The organism is Commensalibacter communis (assembly GCF_947179105.1).
GTDB lineage: Bacteria > Pseudomonadota > Alphaproteobacteria > Acetobacterales > Acetobacteraceae > Commensalibacter > Commensalibacter communis.
In genome coordinates this window covers 42234-58694 of the sequence record NZ_CAMXCK010000005.1, presented here as the reverse complement: position 1 = coordinate 58694, position 16461 = coordinate 42234, and the positions used below count along the sequence as shown (strand labels likewise).

Sequence of the window (16461 nt, the reverse complement as noted above, 5' to 3'; positions counted from 1 at the left end):
TATACTCTATCCGATTATAAGCTGCCTTAATTTGTTTTTTTCGCATGCCAATGACAATTACCAACCAAATTCATGCTTTGAAATAATATAAAATGATACAAAATGCAGAGTAAAACCTCAAAAATGGCTGTTTCTTTAGATGTTATGCTGTATTATGTGGAGAAATGTTTTGGTATATAATGGGGGGATGGAGTAATCCTCTGCATCTTCCACGCGCGATTGTGCGACTAAAATTGGGCTTGGGTCTTGATGTAGATAATAGCCAACAATATGATTGATGATCTTTGTATACCCCACACGGGCTGACTTCATCACGAAGACTTTTTCCACTGTCGGATCCGTAATGGCGTTCATCATTCCAACTTGATAGGCATAGGCTTCAAATCGCCCTGTTTGTGCGCTAGTTTCTTTGGATAAATACGCATATTGCTCCGCCCATTGGCTGAGGCTCAAGACAGGAGGTGGGGAAAGATTAAGCCGTTGTGCTTTCAGAAGTGTTTTCCAAAAAGCTATTTTCCCTTTCTTGTAAATGTTGGATCCATCGTTCATCCTCGGATAATTCTTCTAGTGCTCTAACCATCAATTGATGCATTTTACCTTGAGTTTCTGCAACTGTTTTACAGTTAAATATTAAAGGCGCCATTTCCGCATGGATTACGAGTAAACGCGTTCTGATCGCACTTAGTTGTGAAGAGAGGTCATCAACCACATCTTCAATCCTGACCACAGCACCCAATTTAAAATCACAGTCTAATTGTTTCAGGCGCGCCTCATAACTGGCATTAGAAAGCTCTGCATCTTGAAGGTTTTTAAAATAGGTAAGGGTGGATTATATGGAATTATCCACGTTTGTGATAACTCAACAGTTTGGTCAAAATCTCTTTTACTCGCGAGCCAAGCATTGAAAGATGCGAGATCAACCTTATTTTTCCCAGCATATTGTATCCATCCAACTTTTAATTGCTTTTGAATGTTTATTCGGCTAACTCCAGCACAACGTATAGCCTCACTTTAACTTATCGTTTCTGCCGTACTGCAACCCAACTGCATGCTAGGTTGCACCCCCTAAAAAACCTATTAGCTAGACACGAGACAGGGTGCGAAATACCTGTGATGCAAAAGAAGCTAGGAAGGACCCAAAGATCCCCCCATCTATCTCCATGATAGGTACGTTTCTTTTTTTGTATGATATTTAATTAATAAACAAATTAAAATCATTCAAAACATCTGCGGGTTAAATAACATAATATCTATCTACACTACCAAATTTTCATACATATTACAGCTTAGAACATTATTTGTAACAAGACCTTTTATTCTGGATATGCACCAGCAACATTTTGATCGTAATCAATTAATGCACCTGTCATCACTCCTGCATTGGGGCTTAATAAATAGCTTGCCAATTCCGCAAGTTGATGGGGTTTACATAATTGACCCATAGGCTGTTCTGCCTCAGCTTTTTCCAACCATCCATCCGTTGCACCATGATATTTACGTTGGGTAATATTTTCACCAGGTGTGTCCATCCATCCTGGTAAAATTGCATTACAACGAATACGATTGGATCGATACGCATTGGCGACATTTTTGGTTAATGTTGCTAACGCTCCTTTTGAAGATGAATAAGGGGCTAGATAAGATTGCCCACAATGGGCGCATTGAGACAAGATATTTACAATCGATCCGTATCCTCCTTGTTCAATTCGGTGTTTAACAAACCCTTGCATTAAGAAAAAGGGCGCACGAGCATTAGTAAAAAACATTTGATCCCATAATTCTGCGGACGTGTCTGTTAATGTTCCACGTCCTCCAAAAGCAGCGGCGTTGACAAGGACATTCACATCCCCAAATGTCTTGACTGTTGTTGAGACTAAATCAAGACATGCTTGCGTATCTTGTAAATCAAAAGAGGTAAATTGCACATTCACATTGGCAGAAGATAACTCAGCAATGGCCTTTTCACCCTTTTGTACATCACGTGCCGCCAACATGATTTTTGTGCATCCTTCGGCGATTAATTGGCGAGCAATTGCAAACCCAACCCCTTGCGCCCCTCCAGTAATCAAAGCAATGGTATTTTTATGGCGTATATTTAAATCAGACATGTGTAAACTCCTGATCTAGTCCTGTAAGGGTAATGGTTTTCTTGTGCTTTAAGGAAGCAGTTGCGGCTTCAGCTAAATAGGCCGCCATCATGCCATCCATGGCATTAATCGGCATATCTTTTCCTTCACGTGAACAAGCAATAAAGGTTTGAATTTCTGCGGTATAAGAAGGGCCATAACGCTCCATAAAAAATTCTAATATCGGTGCTGACGTTCCTGGATATTCACTGGTATAAGTTGTATATCCTGATTGTCTTGGATTATCAGAAACCAACATTCCCTTTGCCCCAAAAACTTCAATGCGTTGATCAAACCCAAAAGCACAATGACGAGAATTTAAAATCGTAATCAACGCACCATCTTCAGCAATCATGGTGACACTTGCTGTATCAATATCCCCAAGCTTTCCTATTTCAGGATCAACAATCGACGAACCATGGGCTGTGACAGAGATAATGGGTTGCTGGATAATAGAGCGCGCCATATCAAAATCATGGATCATCATATCCCTGAATAATCCACCTGAACGTGGGATATACTCTAATGGTGGAGGATATGGATCCCGACTGGTAATCGTTAATTGCTCTAATCGTCCAATATGCCCTGCATGAACCCCATTTCGAACCGAGGCATGGCCACGATCAAAACGACGGTTAAACCCCACGCATATTTTCTTTGCGGCATCATCGCCAATAGTGCGAATGAATTTTATACCTTCTTGATAATTCGCAGATAAGGGTTTCTCACAAAGAACAGGTTTTTTGGCTTTAACAGCCTCATACAGCAATTCAATATGTGTATCCGAAGACGTGGCAATAATAATCGCTTCTGCCGAAGGATCATTCATTGCTTCTGCTGCACTATAGCAAACTTTAGCATTGGTTTGTGCGGCAAGCGATTTGCTGGCTTCTGCAACGGGATCATAAATTGTGGCAATTTTTGCCCCAGCAGCAAGGATAGATGCAACGTGTACCTTGGCCATGCGCCCTGCACCAATTAAAGCTATTCCTGTCATGTGATTATCCTTCAATAAAAATACGTTTTTGTTCAGAAACAGATTGAGCCATTGCATCAATAATTTTTTGATTTTCATACCCAAAATAGAAATCTGGAAAGCATGCAGATGATCCCATAATCCCTTGAATTAAATCATAAATTTCAATGACTTTTACATCGAAATAGCCCAGCCCTCCGCCAGCAAAATCAAATCCAAAAAAGCCGTTAAATTGTTCAACTTGACTGCCTGCATAAATGGTTTTAAATCCACGATCCGCTTTATCATCTTGATATCGAACAATTTTCAATTCGTTAAATCGCTCACCATCCATGATAATCGTGCCTTCAGTGCCTGATATTTCCCAATAAACACCGAAAACTTTTCCTGCTGCAATTCGAGAAGACTCAATAGTACCGCCTGCACCATTTTTAAATTGAACTAGGGATTGAAATTGGTCTTCATTTTCAACATCCAATCGTTTTGCATTTAAATCTGCACTGGCTTTATATCCAGACCCATCGCCTGGTGCTGGTCTTGTTTTAAAAAATGTTTGTTCTTGACCCAAAACACTTTCAATTGGCCCCATTAAAAATTGTGCAACACTAATGACATGCGCCCCTAAATCCCCCAAAGACCCTGTTCCTGCAAGTTTCTTAGAACATCTCCAGCTCCATGGCATATCATGATCATTGAAGAATCCTTGATCGAACCATCCGCGAAAACGGGTAATTTGTCCAATATCTCCACGATCAATCAATTGTTTAGCAAGTAATGCAGACGGGGTTTTAATATTGTTAAACCCAACCATCGTTTTTACACCATGTTTTTTAGCCGCTTTAGACAGTGCCTTGGCATCTTCTAAATTCACGGTTAACGGTTTTTCACAATAAACATGCTTTCCTGCTTCAATAGCAGCCATCGCCATTTCAAAATGCATCGAATTAGGCGTTGTAATATCCACCAAATCAATTTCAGGATGGGTGACGAGTTTTTTCCAATCATGCGTAGAATGTAAAAATTCAAAACGGCTTGCCCCTTCTGCGGCAAGCTCTGGGGTCGCATCAGCAAATGTATGCAAAATGGGTTCTGCTTTTAAATTACGATATAACAGAGCGGCTCTTCGATAGGCATCTGCATGAGCCTGTCCCATAAAGCCAGAGCCAATTAATCCAATATTCAGTTTTTTACGTGTCATCAAAATTCCCCTTAACTCTATTGATTTTTTAGAATTTGTTTTTGAATAAATTGATAAGCAGAGCTAACCATCGATAAAGGATTAGCTTTGGTTGGATCTTGCTCTGCTTCAACCAATATCCAACCTGAATAATTGCTATTTTTCAGAAATTGCGCCAAAGGTTCATAATCAATTATTCCATCCCCTGGAACAGTGAACATCCCTGCTCTGACCCCTTCATTAAAAGAAGCATCTTTATTTCTAATGTCTTGGAAAATATTCCCACGTACATCTTTTAAATGGATATGTTTTATGCGAGACCCAAATTCAGAAATTAAAATGGCATAATCAAATCCACCCGCATAAGCATGGCCTGTGTCTAATAATAACCCAACAGCATCTCCAGTTGTGTTCATTAAAGTGCGAATTTCATCCAACTTTTCGGCTACCATCATTAAATGATGATGATATGCAATTTGTATATCAAATTCAGATTTTACTTTTTCTGCAAATAAAGTCAGGCGTTCGCCATAATGTTTCCACGCATCAAGGGATAAAGTCAGTCTATGGGACATTGGAATATCCAAGGCATCCTGTGCCATATGCCCACATTCCCCATATACCATGACGGATGAACCACATGCTTTTAGTAATTCAGCATGATGAATGACATCTTTAAATTCGTATTCAACAGATTTCTCTGTTAAAAAACCGCTATACCACCCTGAAACAAGTTGTAGATCATGTTTTTGTAACAGCGTTTTTAATTCACTTGGATCAGAAGGGAAAATCTTACTTGTCTCTACCCCTGCATATCCAGCTGTTTTTGCTTCAGAGAGACATTGGTCAGCGGTCGTTCCTTTGCCAAGGTCCTCTAAAACCTCATTAACCCAAGAAAGAGGGCTAACCCCAACTTTTAATAATTGATCGTGTTTTTGAATAAGTTGCGTCATGATATACTCTTGATAAAATGTATCTATATCATCAAAAGTTATCGCTATATTTTCTAATAAACTACGATCAAAATGATGGAAACCCATCAAAATTAACATATTTACAGTGTTCGTTCATCACATTTTCTTTAGTTATAAAAAAGAATTATAATAAACTTTCACGTAAATAAATATTAAAGGGTGTATAGTCATATTCTGGAATAACATTTTTATCATTATGAAAATAATGAATAATTGTATTTAAGATCTGTTTTGCTTCTAATTCTGGATTTTGATCAATAATAGCGTCAATCACCCCTTTTTTAAGAAGCTCTTTATGAATAGGCGTGAGCTCATGCGTAATGAGTGTCATTTTCTTATCAAGTTTTGTAGTATTTAAGACTTCACTAATGGCAGAATTTTCATCCGAAATATTATATATTCCCTTAATATTTTTATATTCTCTTAATGCGCTAATTATAATTTTCTTCATTTCGTAACTATTTTCATAGCTTTCAAATGAATTAACAATATGACAATGCGGAAAAGATTCTTGTAAAATAGATTTAAAACCACGTTCTCTTTCCGTATGGCCATGCATCTTCGCAATCCCCAAGATAACAATGACTTCTCCGCCTATTGAGCCAAGGAAACGTCCCATTAATTCACCCGCAACTCGGCCAAGTTGGTAATTATTCGGGCCGACATAAATCATCCTTGCGCTATCAGGAATATCGGTTGCTAAGGTAATAACGGGGATTTTTTGAGCCAATGATTGGATCAGTTGAGATATTTTATCAATATGAGGAGCAATAATAACTAACGCGTCGTATTTAATAGAAACATTTTTAATTTTTTGAATGGTTTCAGGAATATTTTGCACATTAATAGAATGTAAAAAAAAGGTAATACGGGATTGATTAGAATGATTTAACTCATCAAAAGTATTTTTTAACACTTCACAATAATGGTTGCTGGATGGCTGCATTAAAACAGCCACGCGTATATGTTGTAAGTGATGAATAAATAAAAACCGATCTAATTTTAAAGCCTGTGCTGCTTGTAAAATTTTAATTTCAGATTTTTTAGAAACACCACCTCGACGATTAATTACACGATCAACCGTTGTGATACTTAATCCTGTTGCATTTGCAACTTGTTGTAGAGTGATTTTATTTAAATTTCGATTTTGTTTCAAATAATTAATCTTGTTCAAATGTTTTTCAAAGAGATATACTGTTGTTTTTATATTTTGCTTAATGGTTAATTTTAAAATTATATAATCATATTTTTTGTAATAAAAATATAATAATAACTATCTTAAATTTAAATAAACTGCTGTTTACTGTAATTACACATTAAACAAACAATCCTACTTTTAGGCCCTTTTACGGATATTGCCCATTGGTTTATCAATGAATCGTGTTTGTCTAAGAGATCAGATGATCTACAGGTAATCTCAATCTTTGAGTTGATTGAGTGCTAAACGTGACATTTTTTGAATCTCTAATAATTTTCTGTGGAAGGGATGATATTTGATGTTAGAATACTTTGTTATCTTACCATACTATAAAAACATAGTGTATTCAAGGACTGTAGCGTTTTCACAAAAAGCATCGTATTACTTATCAACACTAAAAATAACAGATTTTGGTGGTTACGCCAGTTAGAGTAATTTGGAATAATAAAGATGTTTTCCATGCTGGCAAGTTTCTTAGTAAAAAACCAGGTAAAGGTTAATAACTAAATAAACATCCATTTTGTCATATATTAATGTAGTTTTTACAAAAGTACAAGCTTCTTTTTATAAAGCCTTCATAGCTTCTTCAAGCAAAGTGAACGTCGATAACATCTGACCCATTGCGTAATTCAGGTTCAGGTGCAGTTTCTGGGATATTTCTTTGCTGCTCATATTCCCCAACACAATTATACTCAAGATCATGCAATGGTATTATATCTACAACCGCCCAGATCTTAAAGAGCTTATCATAGACTTGACTTTACTTTAGCGATGGTCCAACGAAATGCTCCAATATCCCTTCGCTTAAAAATTAATTCTGGCATATAAATCCCCATGGTACATTGTCACACGGTCTTTCACGACCCATATTCTGGCCAATGGAGATTTCTTAAAAAACTCTGTGCTCCTTTCTGACTCTAAAAAAACCAAACGCAGCAACATACAAGCTTTAAAGTTAGTTACATACACGCAAATCCTCTTCAATAATCGGCAAGGCATCTTTGAACGGTGGGCTCGTGACAATTGTATCCCATATTTATCTTTGGAACTTGTAATAAAATCTTGTTATTTAAATATTGCTTGCAAAGAAGGAGTTGCAATGCCCCACTCTACCAAATCATGACATTCAATATTTTCATATCCCACTTTATAAAAGACCGTCGAAATGTTTCCCTTACCACAACATGAATCAAGAATGGAATTCCCAAAATGGTGCTGCGCAATAGATCTGCTGCAATCCCGCCTACTTCTGGTTTATTCGTGATGGCACCTTATTTTTCTTTTTAACTTCGAAATAAAATTCTCTAAGATTTGCATAAACATACGCAGGGATAGTTTTATTCTTACTCTTTTTGATAGCGACTAGTATAGCGGTGGTTGCCTTCACCCGACGAGCAATCCATAAATTACCCAAATTTAAACTTTCAAAACAGGATGGAATCAACTGACGATGTATATAATCAAAAAAAGTCTTTGCTTCATCGTTCATTTCTTGAGCTGTAAACGTCATTAGCTACCCTTCTAAATAAAAACCATGTTGGGCTAAAGTCCTCTGCAATTGCTAATTACATTTCTTCAGCGCTTTATTTTGTTTTTTTACAGTATTTGGATCAATGCCGTCTGCGATTTCACATTTTTCATCATCACGAGCCTGCCTTGCCTGAGCAAATGTTACAAGAGGATAAGAACCTAAAGATAATTCCCTTTGTCTTTAATTAAACTTATATCTAAAGCTTCATAATTTTGAACCATTAGGTACAACAATAAGATATAATGATTGCGTGTCATCCTTTAAATATTCTTTATCTCGAGGTTTGAATGATTTGATCCCTTTATCTGTTAAAGGTCTATTTCTTTTATCGCGTGCCATGACAATACCAACAAAAATTATTTGATACCACCAAATATACCACCACTTTTCATGCTTTGAAATGCTGCATAATGCAGAGCAAAAACATCAAAAACGGCTGTTTCTATAGGTGTTATACTGTATTATATGGCAAGATAATGTATAGATATATGGCGGAGGGGATGGGATTCGAACCCACGGTACGACTTTCATCGTACAACGGTTTAGCAAACCGCCGCCTTCAGCCTCTCGGCCACCCCTCCGCAAGAAGAGTTGCTTAGTAACACGGCGTTTGCTCTGATATGGTTCTAATGGTTTATTAAGGAACTGTCAATTTCCTTTTTAACTTTTTTCAAAAATAATTTTCTAAACAATTAATCAGCGACAAATGAAAAATATAGGTCGCATTATTGAGAAAACCCAATCATCATTCTTGACACTAGCCATTTAATATTACGCTAAATAGGATATTCTGTCTTATCTGGTGCTAGAACATTTTTTATAAATCTTTTTTTGCTTGCACCGAATTCTTTAAAGTTTAACCGTGCTTGATGAAGCGTTATACTGTTCGCTCCACCATCTGCATCGGGCTGATCGTTTTGTATAGGATTATCTTCCCAAAAACAAATGGGACAGATATCATAATCCCCGTTACTGGGTTCAGTTCTGGTTAAAAAGCCACAACAAACACACGGATATGCCATTGCCTTCAATTCCAATACCTTATTGAGTCTCTTAATACACTTGAGTAAAACAGATATTAAGAGACTCTCAATCATTCTTTAAGATAATTGTTTTTTCAAAAGATCATTGACGATCGCAGGATTGGCTTTACCTTGCATTTCCTTCATCACTTGCCCAACAAAGAAACCGAATAATTTATCTTTACCCGATTTATATTGTGCAATTTTATCAGGATTAGCAGCCAAGATTTCCGCAATCACCTTTTCAATCGCGCCTGTATCGGTCACTTGCTTTAAGCCTTTGCGCTCAACGATATCGCCAGGCATATCGCCCGTTTCAACCATATCTTCAAAGACTTCTTTGGCAATTTTACCGTTAATCGTATTATCCGCAATCAAGTCCAATAAAGAACCCAATGCATCGGCACTGATGGGGCTTTCATGGATGGTTAATCCTTGCTTGTTCAATACAGCAAATAACTCACCCGTGACCCAGTTAGAGGCCATACGACCATCACGGCCTTTAGCGACTTTCTCAAAGAAATTGGCTACATCTTGTTCAGCAACCAACACATTCGCATCGTAACGAGTCAATCCATATTCAGATTGGAAACGATTACGTTTGTCATCTGGTAATTCTGCCAAAGTCGATTTTAAATGATCTACATGAGATTGCTCGACAATCAAAGGCAACAAATCTGGATCTGGGAAATACCGATAATCATGGGCGTTTTCTTTGCTGCGCATCGTGCGGGTTTCCCCACGAGCAACATCGAATAAACGCGTTTCTTGATCAACTTCGCCACCATTTTCATAAATCTCGATATGGCGTTTAGCTTCGATCTCAATCGCCTGCATCACGTAACGAATAGAGTTAATATTTTTTAACTCACAACGCGTACGATAGTCTTCACCAGGTTTACGCACAGACACATTCACGTCTGCACGCATAGAGCCCTCTTCCATATTTCCATCACACGTGCCAAGGTAACGCACAATCGCACGGATTTTACGAAGATAAGCACCTGCTTCTTCTGGCGAACGCATATCAGGTTCACTGACGATTTCCATCAACGCCACACCTGAACGATTTAAATCCACAACCGTATCCTTAGGTGTTAAATCATGGATTGATTTCCCTGCATCTTGTTCCAAATGCAAACGGGTAATCCCGATATTTTTAACCGAACCATCTTCTAGTTCAATTTCAATACTGCCTTCACCAACGATGGGGAACTCGAACTGAGAAATCTGATAGCCTTGAGGCAAATCCGCATAGAAGTAATTCTTACGGTCAAAACGGCTCATCAGATTAATTTTAGCATTTAACCCAAGTCCTGTACGAATAGCTTGATCCACACATTCACGGTTTAATACTGGCAACATTCCAGGAAAAGCTGCATCCACAAGGCTGACATGAGTATTGGGATCAGCACCAAAATGTGCAGAAGCACCAGAAAATAACTTAGCTTTACTGATAACTTGAGCGTGGACTTCTAACCCAATGACCACTTCCCAAGCACCCGTTGAACCTTCAATCATATAACTCATAGGGAACCTCCAGCACGAAGAGTAGGTTTGTGGGTAAAGTTAGCTGCTTTTTCCATCGCAGAACCAACGGCAAAAAGAGTTTCTTCACCAAAAGGACGACCTAATAATTGTAATCCCAAAGGTAATCCTTGGCTGCTTAATCCCGCAGGAAGTGCCAAACCAGGAACCCCAGCCATACTGGCAGGAACCGTAAAGATATCATTCAAATACATTTGCACTGGATCTTCTTGGTTTTCACCTTTGGCAAAAGCTGCGGTTGGGGCGGTGGGGGTTAATAACACGTCCACTTTATCAAACACATTCATGAAATCTTGATAAATCAATTTACGCACTTTTTGCGCCCGCAAATAATACGCATCATAATATCCTGCAGAAAGCACATAGGTTCCCATCAAGATACGACGTTTGACTTCGTCACCAAAGCCTGCGCCACGTGTGTTGGCATAAAGCTCATCCAAACTATCCCCAGCAACACGTTGCCCATAACGAACCCCGTCATATCGAGCAAGGTTTGAAGATGCTTCAGCTGGCGCAATGATATAATAAGTTGCTAACCCATATTTTGTATGAGGCAAAGATACGTCAACAATTTCACAACCCGCTTCTTTAAGCCAATTAATGCCTTGTTGCCAGACTGCTTCAATTTCAGGGGATAGACCAGGCGCACGATATTCCATTGGAATACCGACTTTCATGCCTTTTAAAGAACGATTACAAGCAGCACGGTAATCAGGAACTTCTTTGTCCACAGAGGTGCTGTCTTTTGGATCAAATCCAGCCATTGATTGCAACATAATCGCACAATCTTCAACAGATTTCCCCATTGGACCCGCTTGATCCAAGGAACTGGCATACGCAATAATGCCCCAACGGCTGCAACGACCATAAGTTGGTTTAATCCCCGTAATCCCACAATAAGCCGCAGGCTGACGAATAGAGCCACCCGTATCCGTTCCAGTTGCACCCATGGCCATTTCAGCAGCCACCGCAGCAGCAGAACCGCCAGAAGACCCACCAGGAACAAGGAAGGTATCCTCGCCTTGACGTTTCCACGGATTTTCCACGGCACCAAAGGCAGAATTTAAATTGCCAGAACCCATCGCAAATTCATCAAGATTCACTTTGCCCAAAAATACCGCACCATCACGCAATAAATTAGCCGTCACTGTGCTTTCATAAGGAGGCACAAAATTTTCCAAAATACGGCTGGCAGCGGTGGTTTTTACACCTTTGGTACAAAATAAGTCTTTGATCGCCAACGGGATCCCCGTTAATGCAGGCGCATCCCCAGCAGCCAATTTTTGATCTGCTGCTTTGGCTTGTTCAATTGCAGCGTCCGCAGTCACTGTAATATAGGCATTAATACGATCATTCAGCTTATTAATCGCATTCACATGTGCTTTGGTTAATTCTTCGGCACTAAATTTCTTTTGACGCAATCCATCGACTGCCTCTGTAATTTTCATTCCGGTTAACATTATTCAACCACCTTTGGCACAGCATAAAAATCAGCAATCCGTTTAGGAGCATTGGAAAGAACATCTTCTTTACACTCCCCATCCGTCACCACATCTTCGCGCAAGCGTAATTGCGCAATTTCCGTGCCAACCATCGGCTGCACATCGGTAATATCAACTTCGTTTAATTGTTCCATCCAATTGATAATACCACCAAGATCAGCAGCATAAACTGCCAATTCATCTTCTTTGACCGCCAAAGAAGAAAGCTTGGCAACACGTTGGACAATTTTTTTATCCAATATTTTATTCGTCAATTCAGCCCCCATCATTTCAATAGTGCTTTAGTTTATAAATTCGATAATTACTTTTATTCTATACCATAATATGAGATCAAAGAAATAAGAGGTTTTGTCTTTTTTACAAAGAAAATAGAATACAGCTTATTCAATTATGTGTTTTCACAAAAGATGAATGCCAAAATAATGTAACTTCTTCCTCTTTCCTGATCGGCAAGAATACAAAATGACAAAGATAGGGCTGAATAAAAAAACCAGCAAAGACCAAAAACTTACATTATGACCTTTACGTTCAGCAATACGATATGATTCCTTGTATCCAAAAGAACACCAACCACTTCAACCATAAAATCATGAGTTAACAATTGATTGTGGATCAACATCGATAAGACAGACAAGCCACTGAATAAAACGGGGATGGCTTGTCCTATATCTATGATGGCAACGATATCAGATATTACTGAATTTAAAAATATTCCTCATTGACCTTAATCACTAAACTATAAATATTTTAATGTATGATTAACATTCAAAAATAATAAAATTTTTACTCTGCTATTCGATTAAAAATTAGCTACTTTAATTGAGATAGTTTTAAGTTAAAAATATACAAATCATTTGGATTTGATAAATATTCTGCAAAACTATCTCGTTCAGCTGAAATTGTTGATTGGCATGCATGAGCGACACGTTTTTCATCGACAAATCCATGTAGGCAAACATGTTGAATGGGATGAATAGCTGCCTCTTTTACATCTTGGTTCATAAATAAATAATTCGTCACATCAAAATAACCAAACAAGTAATTTTCCGTATTGTGAATATTAGGATAGCGAATAAGAATTTTTGTATCGTGTGAAGGCTTTATTTCTTTATATTTACCATTAAACACCGCTTCTATATCAATAGAAAGAGATATAAATAATAAAATAGCCTCATAAAAATAAATATTTCCATGATTACGATATAACTGATAATATTCATACTCATTCATTAAAAAATATTTAATCAAATGATCCCCTGCCCCTACGTAATTTTTTAATGCGTCTAAGTTATGAACATCGACACGATGAGCAAGTTTTTGTTTAGCCAACTCGACGGTTTCTTTAAAAGAGCGATTGTGAAAGTGCAAATAACCCAATTGGGTATTCTTACATGTCGAAGAGTATTTAGATACAGGATGATGAAAACCGCGATCCAAAGAATCAATTGTTTTACTTGCAAAAAAACATTTAGAAACACAAATTGGTGAGAAAAATCCTACTTCACCAGGAACATTCAAATATGATTCTTGCATGATAAACGCATCTTGAATACCGATCAGACTTTTAAAATAGTCATGAATTTTCTCTTTATTACAAGATGGATAGTCTTGGTGTAAAATAATAAACTCATCAATATCGATCGGTATGACAAAATCATACTCATCTCTCTGATCCCATCCTTTAATGATATTACAGATGATATCCCCTTTATTTTCAAAGTCCTCATGGGTATGATATTCATCAATCACATGACATCCAAGTTTTATATAAGAAGATAAAATCTCTTTTGTTTTTTCCTCGGTGGAGCCATTATCCAAAATATATAAATTTTCGACACCGAACAAATATGCGTAATATTTTATCCATGCGTCTAGTAAATAAGTTTCGTTTTTTTGCATGGTAATACAACGGATATTTAACATATTTGCTCGCTATCACAAGGTTTGAGTCAGATTAAAATTTATGTTGATTATAAATAAAGAAAAATAACTTGCAAAATAATAATATAATAATCCATCTTTCTTTTGAATTAACGATAACGATCATGATCTATTAAAAATTGATGCTAGAAAGACAGCGTTTAATACCATGACTCACAAATCTTTGTATCAATTAAGAAAAGCAATTTTGTCGATTTCTATGTCTTATGATGGGTGGGGTTTATCCAGTTGGCTCTATTGATTCGAAGAAGAAAATAAAAATTGGTTTTGGTGAAATACCATTTTTGATAAGGATCCTGGTCAGTTTTATGACTTTATCACCGTCCCTGATCTGGTCTTTTCCTTGAGGAACATAAATTATTTATTTCAAGCCTGTGGAGCCGAGGGGCTAGAAGAAGATGAATCGAAATTTTCATAGGAAGAATCGCAACCATTAAAAACAATCTTGATGCTCTATGTCTCTTTTATGTTTTTTTAAAATAGTCATGAAATCTTTACATTCACCAACAATTCTAGAAAGATTTCCAGCACCCCCACCTTCATCTTCGAAACGCTTAATATAATTACAAATATCCAATATTTCACATCGTTCTTGTTCCGATAGAAGATCAAAACGATATTCATAATGATAGATATTTTTTTTGCAAAACTAAGCAATTCAGTTTAATGCTTAAATGCAGAATAAATTATATCAATCAATCTTTGAACGACAAGCAGATAATTCCCTAACATTAACGATATTAAATAGAGTCAAACCTTCAACTGCTTTTAATTGATAATCTTCCAACCCTGTCCAATCTTTAGGTTCGCCTGCATCAAGCCATGCTGGGAAAGAGGTCAAATGAGCCTCTTGTAATCCCCACCACAATATTGGATAATTCTGTCTTTGATGTTCTGACATAAAAAGTAATTTGTTAGGTAAATGCTCAATATTTTCAACGAACTGAAAAAACAATTTGGGACTGAACGCAGCCTCTTTTGCATTTTCTAACACAACCTGAAAATCACTTTTTTCCTCGTTACACATAGATTATAATAATTCTTTATATTCTTTACATCCATCCGCGTTATGTAAATCACACGATTGCTTAAAATAAAATTTAGCCTTTTCTTTATCGATATCGGTTCCTTTGCCTGTTTCATACATATATCCTGCATTATAAGCACCGTCCGAGTGACCATGTTTAGCAGCTGCTTTAAATAATCCAAGCGCTTTACGATAATCAACAGAACCGCCTTTTCCTTGATAATAGATCAGTGCCAAATTATATTGCGCTTCTGGTACATCCAGTTCTGCTGCCCGCTTATACCAAATGATTGCTTGTTGCATGTCGGGTTTTACCCCCATGCCTTGTTCATACATATATCCAACATTAAAATCTGCTTTGGGCATATACTGAAATGCAGCCATTTGATAATATTTCATTGCCTTCATATAATCTTGAGAGGTCGCAACCCCCTGAAAGTAAATGACACCGAGGTTAAATTGGGATTGTGCATCACCTTGATTGGCTGCTTGTTCGAAATATTGTATAGCCTTACGGTAATCTTTGGGGATTTTTTTACCCTCTAGATATAATACTCCAAGATTAAATTGCGCTTTGATATGTCCGGATAGTGCTTGTTTTTCCATATCCGTAATATCAGTCGAAGCATGTGGCAATATATCGGTCTTCGGTTTATTTGGAGAAACGATAATATTGGTTTGGGCAATGGCTATATGTATTGGAAAACATCCAAGCATTACAAATAATAACCACCATAAACACTTCATTTTTATTACCCTTTATCACTGATATCATAGAATATTTTTTTACAATATAACTCCAAAATTATAGTTTGTAACAATTTCTTTATGCTCTGAAAATATTTTATATACTTTTCCTTTATTCAACAAAATGATATAGATAATGCCGTTTTTTAACCTATTGATTTTATGAAAAAATAACGATGTATATTTATCCTGCTACGGATCGCGAATTGGACAATATTTTAGAAATTCAAGATCTTTGCTACCATGAAATTGAACCAGAATCTCCAGAAGTGATCGCTTCAAAAATATATAGCAGCCCCGACACGTGTTTCATTGCCAAAGATAACCAGGGCATCAGAGGATATTTACTTTCTTTACCTTCCTCGCTTGGGAATCCCCCCCAATTACACAGCAATACACAAACAACAGAACCCAACCCAAATTGTTTATATTTGCATGACCTGGCTATTCATCCTAATGCCAGAGGCATGGGAGTGGGGAAATTATTAATCCAACATTTTGCCAAAATTGCACTTCAAAAACAATTCGAACATGCCTCGTTAATCTCAATCCAAAATTCAGTACCATTTTGGGAAAAATATGGGTTTAAGGTTGTTTCTGCTGATTCATATTTACAGAAAAAACTTAAAACTTACGGAGAAAATGCAACATATATGGAGTGTTTCTTACCTCAGCATTACCAAATTAATTAA

17 protein-coding genes, 1 tRNA gene and 1 pseudogene are annotated in these 16461 nt (G+C 37.2%); 1 reads left to right on the top strand and 18 read right to left on the bottom strand.

Annotated features, from left to right (window positions below):
• Positions 1-135 precede the first annotated feature (135 nt).
• From PQG52_RS08930 to PQG52_RS08850, 18 genes and pseudogenes are all read right to left on the bottom strand, one after another.
• Positions 136-549 (bottom strand): phage terminase large subunit family protein, encoded by a 414-nt coding sequence (locus PQG52_RS08930; protein WP_271829093.1) that lies wholly within the window; start codon positions 547-549, stop codon positions 136-138.
• The gene (locus PQG52_RS08925; protein WP_271829091.1) at positions 473-709 is read right to left on the bottom strand and encodes a hypothetical protein; all 237 of its coding nucleotides are present in this window, start codon (positions 707-709) and stop codon (positions 473-475) included. Before PQG52_RS08925 ends, PQG52_RS08930 begins: the two co-directional genes overlap by 77 nt.
• Before the next feature lie 604 nt (positions 710-1313).
• Positions 1314-2108 (bottom strand): SDR family oxidoreductase, encoded by a 795-nt coding sequence (locus PQG52_RS08920; protein ID WP_271829090.1) that lies wholly within the window; start codon positions 2106-2108, stop codon positions 1314-1316.
• Positions 2101-3123 (bottom strand): inositol 2-dehydrogenase, encoded by a 1023-nt coding sequence (gene iolG / locus PQG52_RS08915; protein ID WP_271829089.1) that lies wholly within the window; start codon positions 3121-3123, stop codon positions 2101-2103. Before iolG ends, PQG52_RS08920 begins: the two co-directional genes overlap by 8 nt.
• A 4-nt stretch (positions 3124-3127) precedes the next feature.
• Positions 3128-4300, bottom strand: a complete 1173-nt coding sequence (locus PQG52_RS08910) for a Gfo/Idh/MocA family protein (RefSeq protein WP_271829087.1) — start codon at positions 4298-4300, stop codon at positions 3128-3130.
• A 17-nt stretch (positions 4301-4317) separates the two neighbouring features.
• Positions 4318-5232 carry a myo-inosose-2 dehydratase gene (gene iolE / locus PQG52_RS08905; protein ID WP_271829086.1) on the bottom strand — a complete coding sequence of 305 codons (915 nt, stop codon included), beginning with the start codon at positions 5230-5232 and terminating at the stop codon, positions 4318-4320.
• A gap of 145 nt (positions 5233-5377) precedes the next feature.
• Entirely contained in the window at positions 5378-6409 is a 1032-nt protein-coding gene (locus PQG52_RS08900; RefSeq protein ID WP_271829085.1) for a LacI family DNA-binding transcriptional regulator, read from the bottom strand.
• Between the two features lie 1285 nt (positions 6410-7694).
• Complete coding sequence (locus PQG52_RS08895) at positions 7695-7961, bottom strand: hypothetical protein (protein WP_271829084.1); 267 nt, start codon at positions 7959-7961, stop codon at positions 7695-7697.
• 51 nt (positions 7962-8012) lie between these two features.
• Positions 8013-8147: pseudogene (locus PQG52_RS11490) on the bottom strand (Arm DNA-binding domain-containing protein); the annotation flags it as partial.
• Between the two features lie 324 nt (positions 8148-8471).
• Positions 8472-8563: transfer RNA gene (locus PQG52_RS08890), tRNA-Ser, on the bottom strand.
• A gap of 195 nt (positions 8564-8758) precedes the next feature.
• Positions 8759-9004: a CPCC family cysteine-rich protein gene (locus PQG52_RS08885; RefSeq protein WP_271829083.1), complete on the bottom strand. Its 246-nt coding sequence runs from the start codon at positions 9002-9004 to the stop codon at positions 8759-8761.
• Positions 9005-9082: 78 nt separating this feature from the next.
• On the bottom strand, positions 9083-10534 hold the full coding sequence (gene gatB / locus PQG52_RS08880; protein ID WP_271829081.1) for an Asp-tRNA(Asn)/Glu-tRNA(Gln) amidotransferase subunit GatB: 1452 nt from the start codon (positions 10532-10534) through the stop codon (positions 9083-9085).
• Entirely contained in the window at positions 10531-12012 is a 1482-nt protein-coding gene (gene gatA / locus PQG52_RS08875; RefSeq protein WP_271829080.1) for an Asp-tRNA(Asn)/Glu-tRNA(Gln) amidotransferase subunit GatA, read from the bottom strand. The genes gatB and gatA overlap by 4 nt, the downstream gene beginning before the upstream one ends.
• Entirely contained in the window at positions 12012-12320 is a 309-nt protein-coding gene (gene gatC, locus PQG52_RS08870; protein ID WP_271829177.1) for an Asp-tRNA(Asn)/Glu-tRNA(Gln) amidotransferase subunit GatC, read from the bottom strand. Before gatC ends, gatA begins: the two co-directional genes overlap by 1 nt.
• 544 nt (positions 12321-12864) lie before the next feature.
• Positions 12865-13977 (bottom strand): glycosyltransferase family 2 protein, encoded by a 1113-nt coding sequence (locus PQG52_RS08865; protein ID WP_271829079.1) that lies wholly within the window; start codon positions 13975-13977, stop codon positions 12865-12867.
• 451 nt (positions 13978-14428) lie between these two features.
• Complete coding sequence (locus PQG52_RS08860) at positions 14429-14572, bottom strand: hypothetical protein (RefSeq protein WP_271829078.1); 144 nt, start codon at positions 14570-14572, stop codon at positions 14429-14431.
• A gap of 114 nt (positions 14573-14686) precedes the next feature.
• Entirely contained in the window at positions 14687-15022 is a 336-nt protein-coding gene (locus PQG52_RS08855) for a hypothetical protein (RefSeq protein WP_271829077.1), read from the bottom strand.
• 3 nt (positions 15023-15025) lie between these two features.
• Positions 15026-15769: a tetratricopeptide repeat protein gene (locus tag PQG52_RS08850; protein ID WP_271801743.1), complete on the bottom strand. Its 744-nt coding sequence runs from the start codon at positions 15767-15769 to the stop codon at positions 15026-15028.
• A gap of 176 nt (positions 15770-15945) precedes the next feature.
• Between PQG52_RS08850 and PQG52_RS08845 the strand changes: the two genes are divergently transcribed.
• Positions 15946-16461 (top strand): GNAT family N-acetyltransferase, encoded by a 516-nt coding sequence (locus tag PQG52_RS08845; protein ID WP_271829076.1) that lies wholly within the window; start codon positions 15946-15948, stop codon positions 16459-16461.

What these genes read in the sequence shown, in the direction of transcription:
- PQG52_RS08930 (WP_271829093.1), bottom strand. Translation starts at nt 549, where the DNA reads ATGAACGATGGATCCAACATTTACAAGAAAGGGAAAATAGCTTTTTGG.
- PQG52_RS08920 (WP_271829090.1), bottom strand. Translation starts at nt 2,108, where the DNA reads ATGTCTGATTTAAATATACGCCATAAAAATACCATTGCTTTGATTACT.
- iolG (WP_271829089.1), bottom strand. Translation starts at nt 3,123, where the DNA reads ATGACAGGAATAGCTTTAATTGGTGCAGGGCGCATGGCCAAGGTACAC.
- PQG52_RS08910 (WP_271829087.1), bottom strand. Translation starts at nt 4,300, where the DNA reads ATGACACGTAAAAAACTGAATATTGGATTAATTGGCTCTGGCTTTATG.
- iolE (WP_271829086.1), bottom strand. Translation starts at nt 5,232, where the DNA reads ATGACGCAACTTATTCAAAAACACGATCAATTATTAAAAGTTGGGGTT.
- PQG52_RS08895 (WP_271829084.1), bottom strand. Translation starts at nt 7,961, where the DNA reads ATGACGTTTACAGCTCAAGAAATGAACGATGAAGCAAAGACTTTTTTT.
- PQG52_RS08885 (WP_271829083.1), bottom strand. Translation starts at nt 9,004, where the DNA reads ATGGCATATCCGTGTGTTTGTTGTGGCTTTTTAACCAGAACTGAACCC.
- gatB (WP_271829081.1), bottom strand. Translation starts at nt 10,534, where the DNA reads ATGAGTTATATGATTGAAGGTTCAACGGGTGCTTGGGAAGTGGTCATT.
- gatA (WP_271829080.1), bottom strand. Translation starts at nt 12,012, where the DNA reads ATGTTAACCGGAATGAAAATTACAGAGGCAGTCGATGGATTGCGTCAA.
- gatC (WP_271829177.1), bottom strand. Translation starts at nt 12,320, where the DNA reads ATGGGGGCTGAATTGACGAATAAAATATTGGATAAAAAAATTGTCCAA.
- PQG52_RS08865 (WP_271829079.1), bottom strand. Translation starts at nt 13,977, where the DNA reads ATGTTAAATATCCGTTGTATTACCATGCAAAAAAACGAAACTTATTTA.
- PQG52_RS08855 (WP_271829077.1), bottom strand. Translation starts at nt 15,022, where the DNA reads ATGTGTAACGAGGAAAAAAGTGATTTTCAGGTTGTGTTAGAAAATGCA.
- PQG52_RS08850 (WP_271801743.1), bottom strand. Translation starts at nt 15,769, where the DNA reads ATGAAGTGTTTATGGTGGTTATTATTTGTAATGCTTGGATGTTTTCCA.
- PQG52_RS08845 (WP_271829076.1), top strand. Translation starts at nt 15,946, where the DNA reads ATGTATATTTATCCTGCTACGGATCGCGAATTGGACAATATTTTAGAA.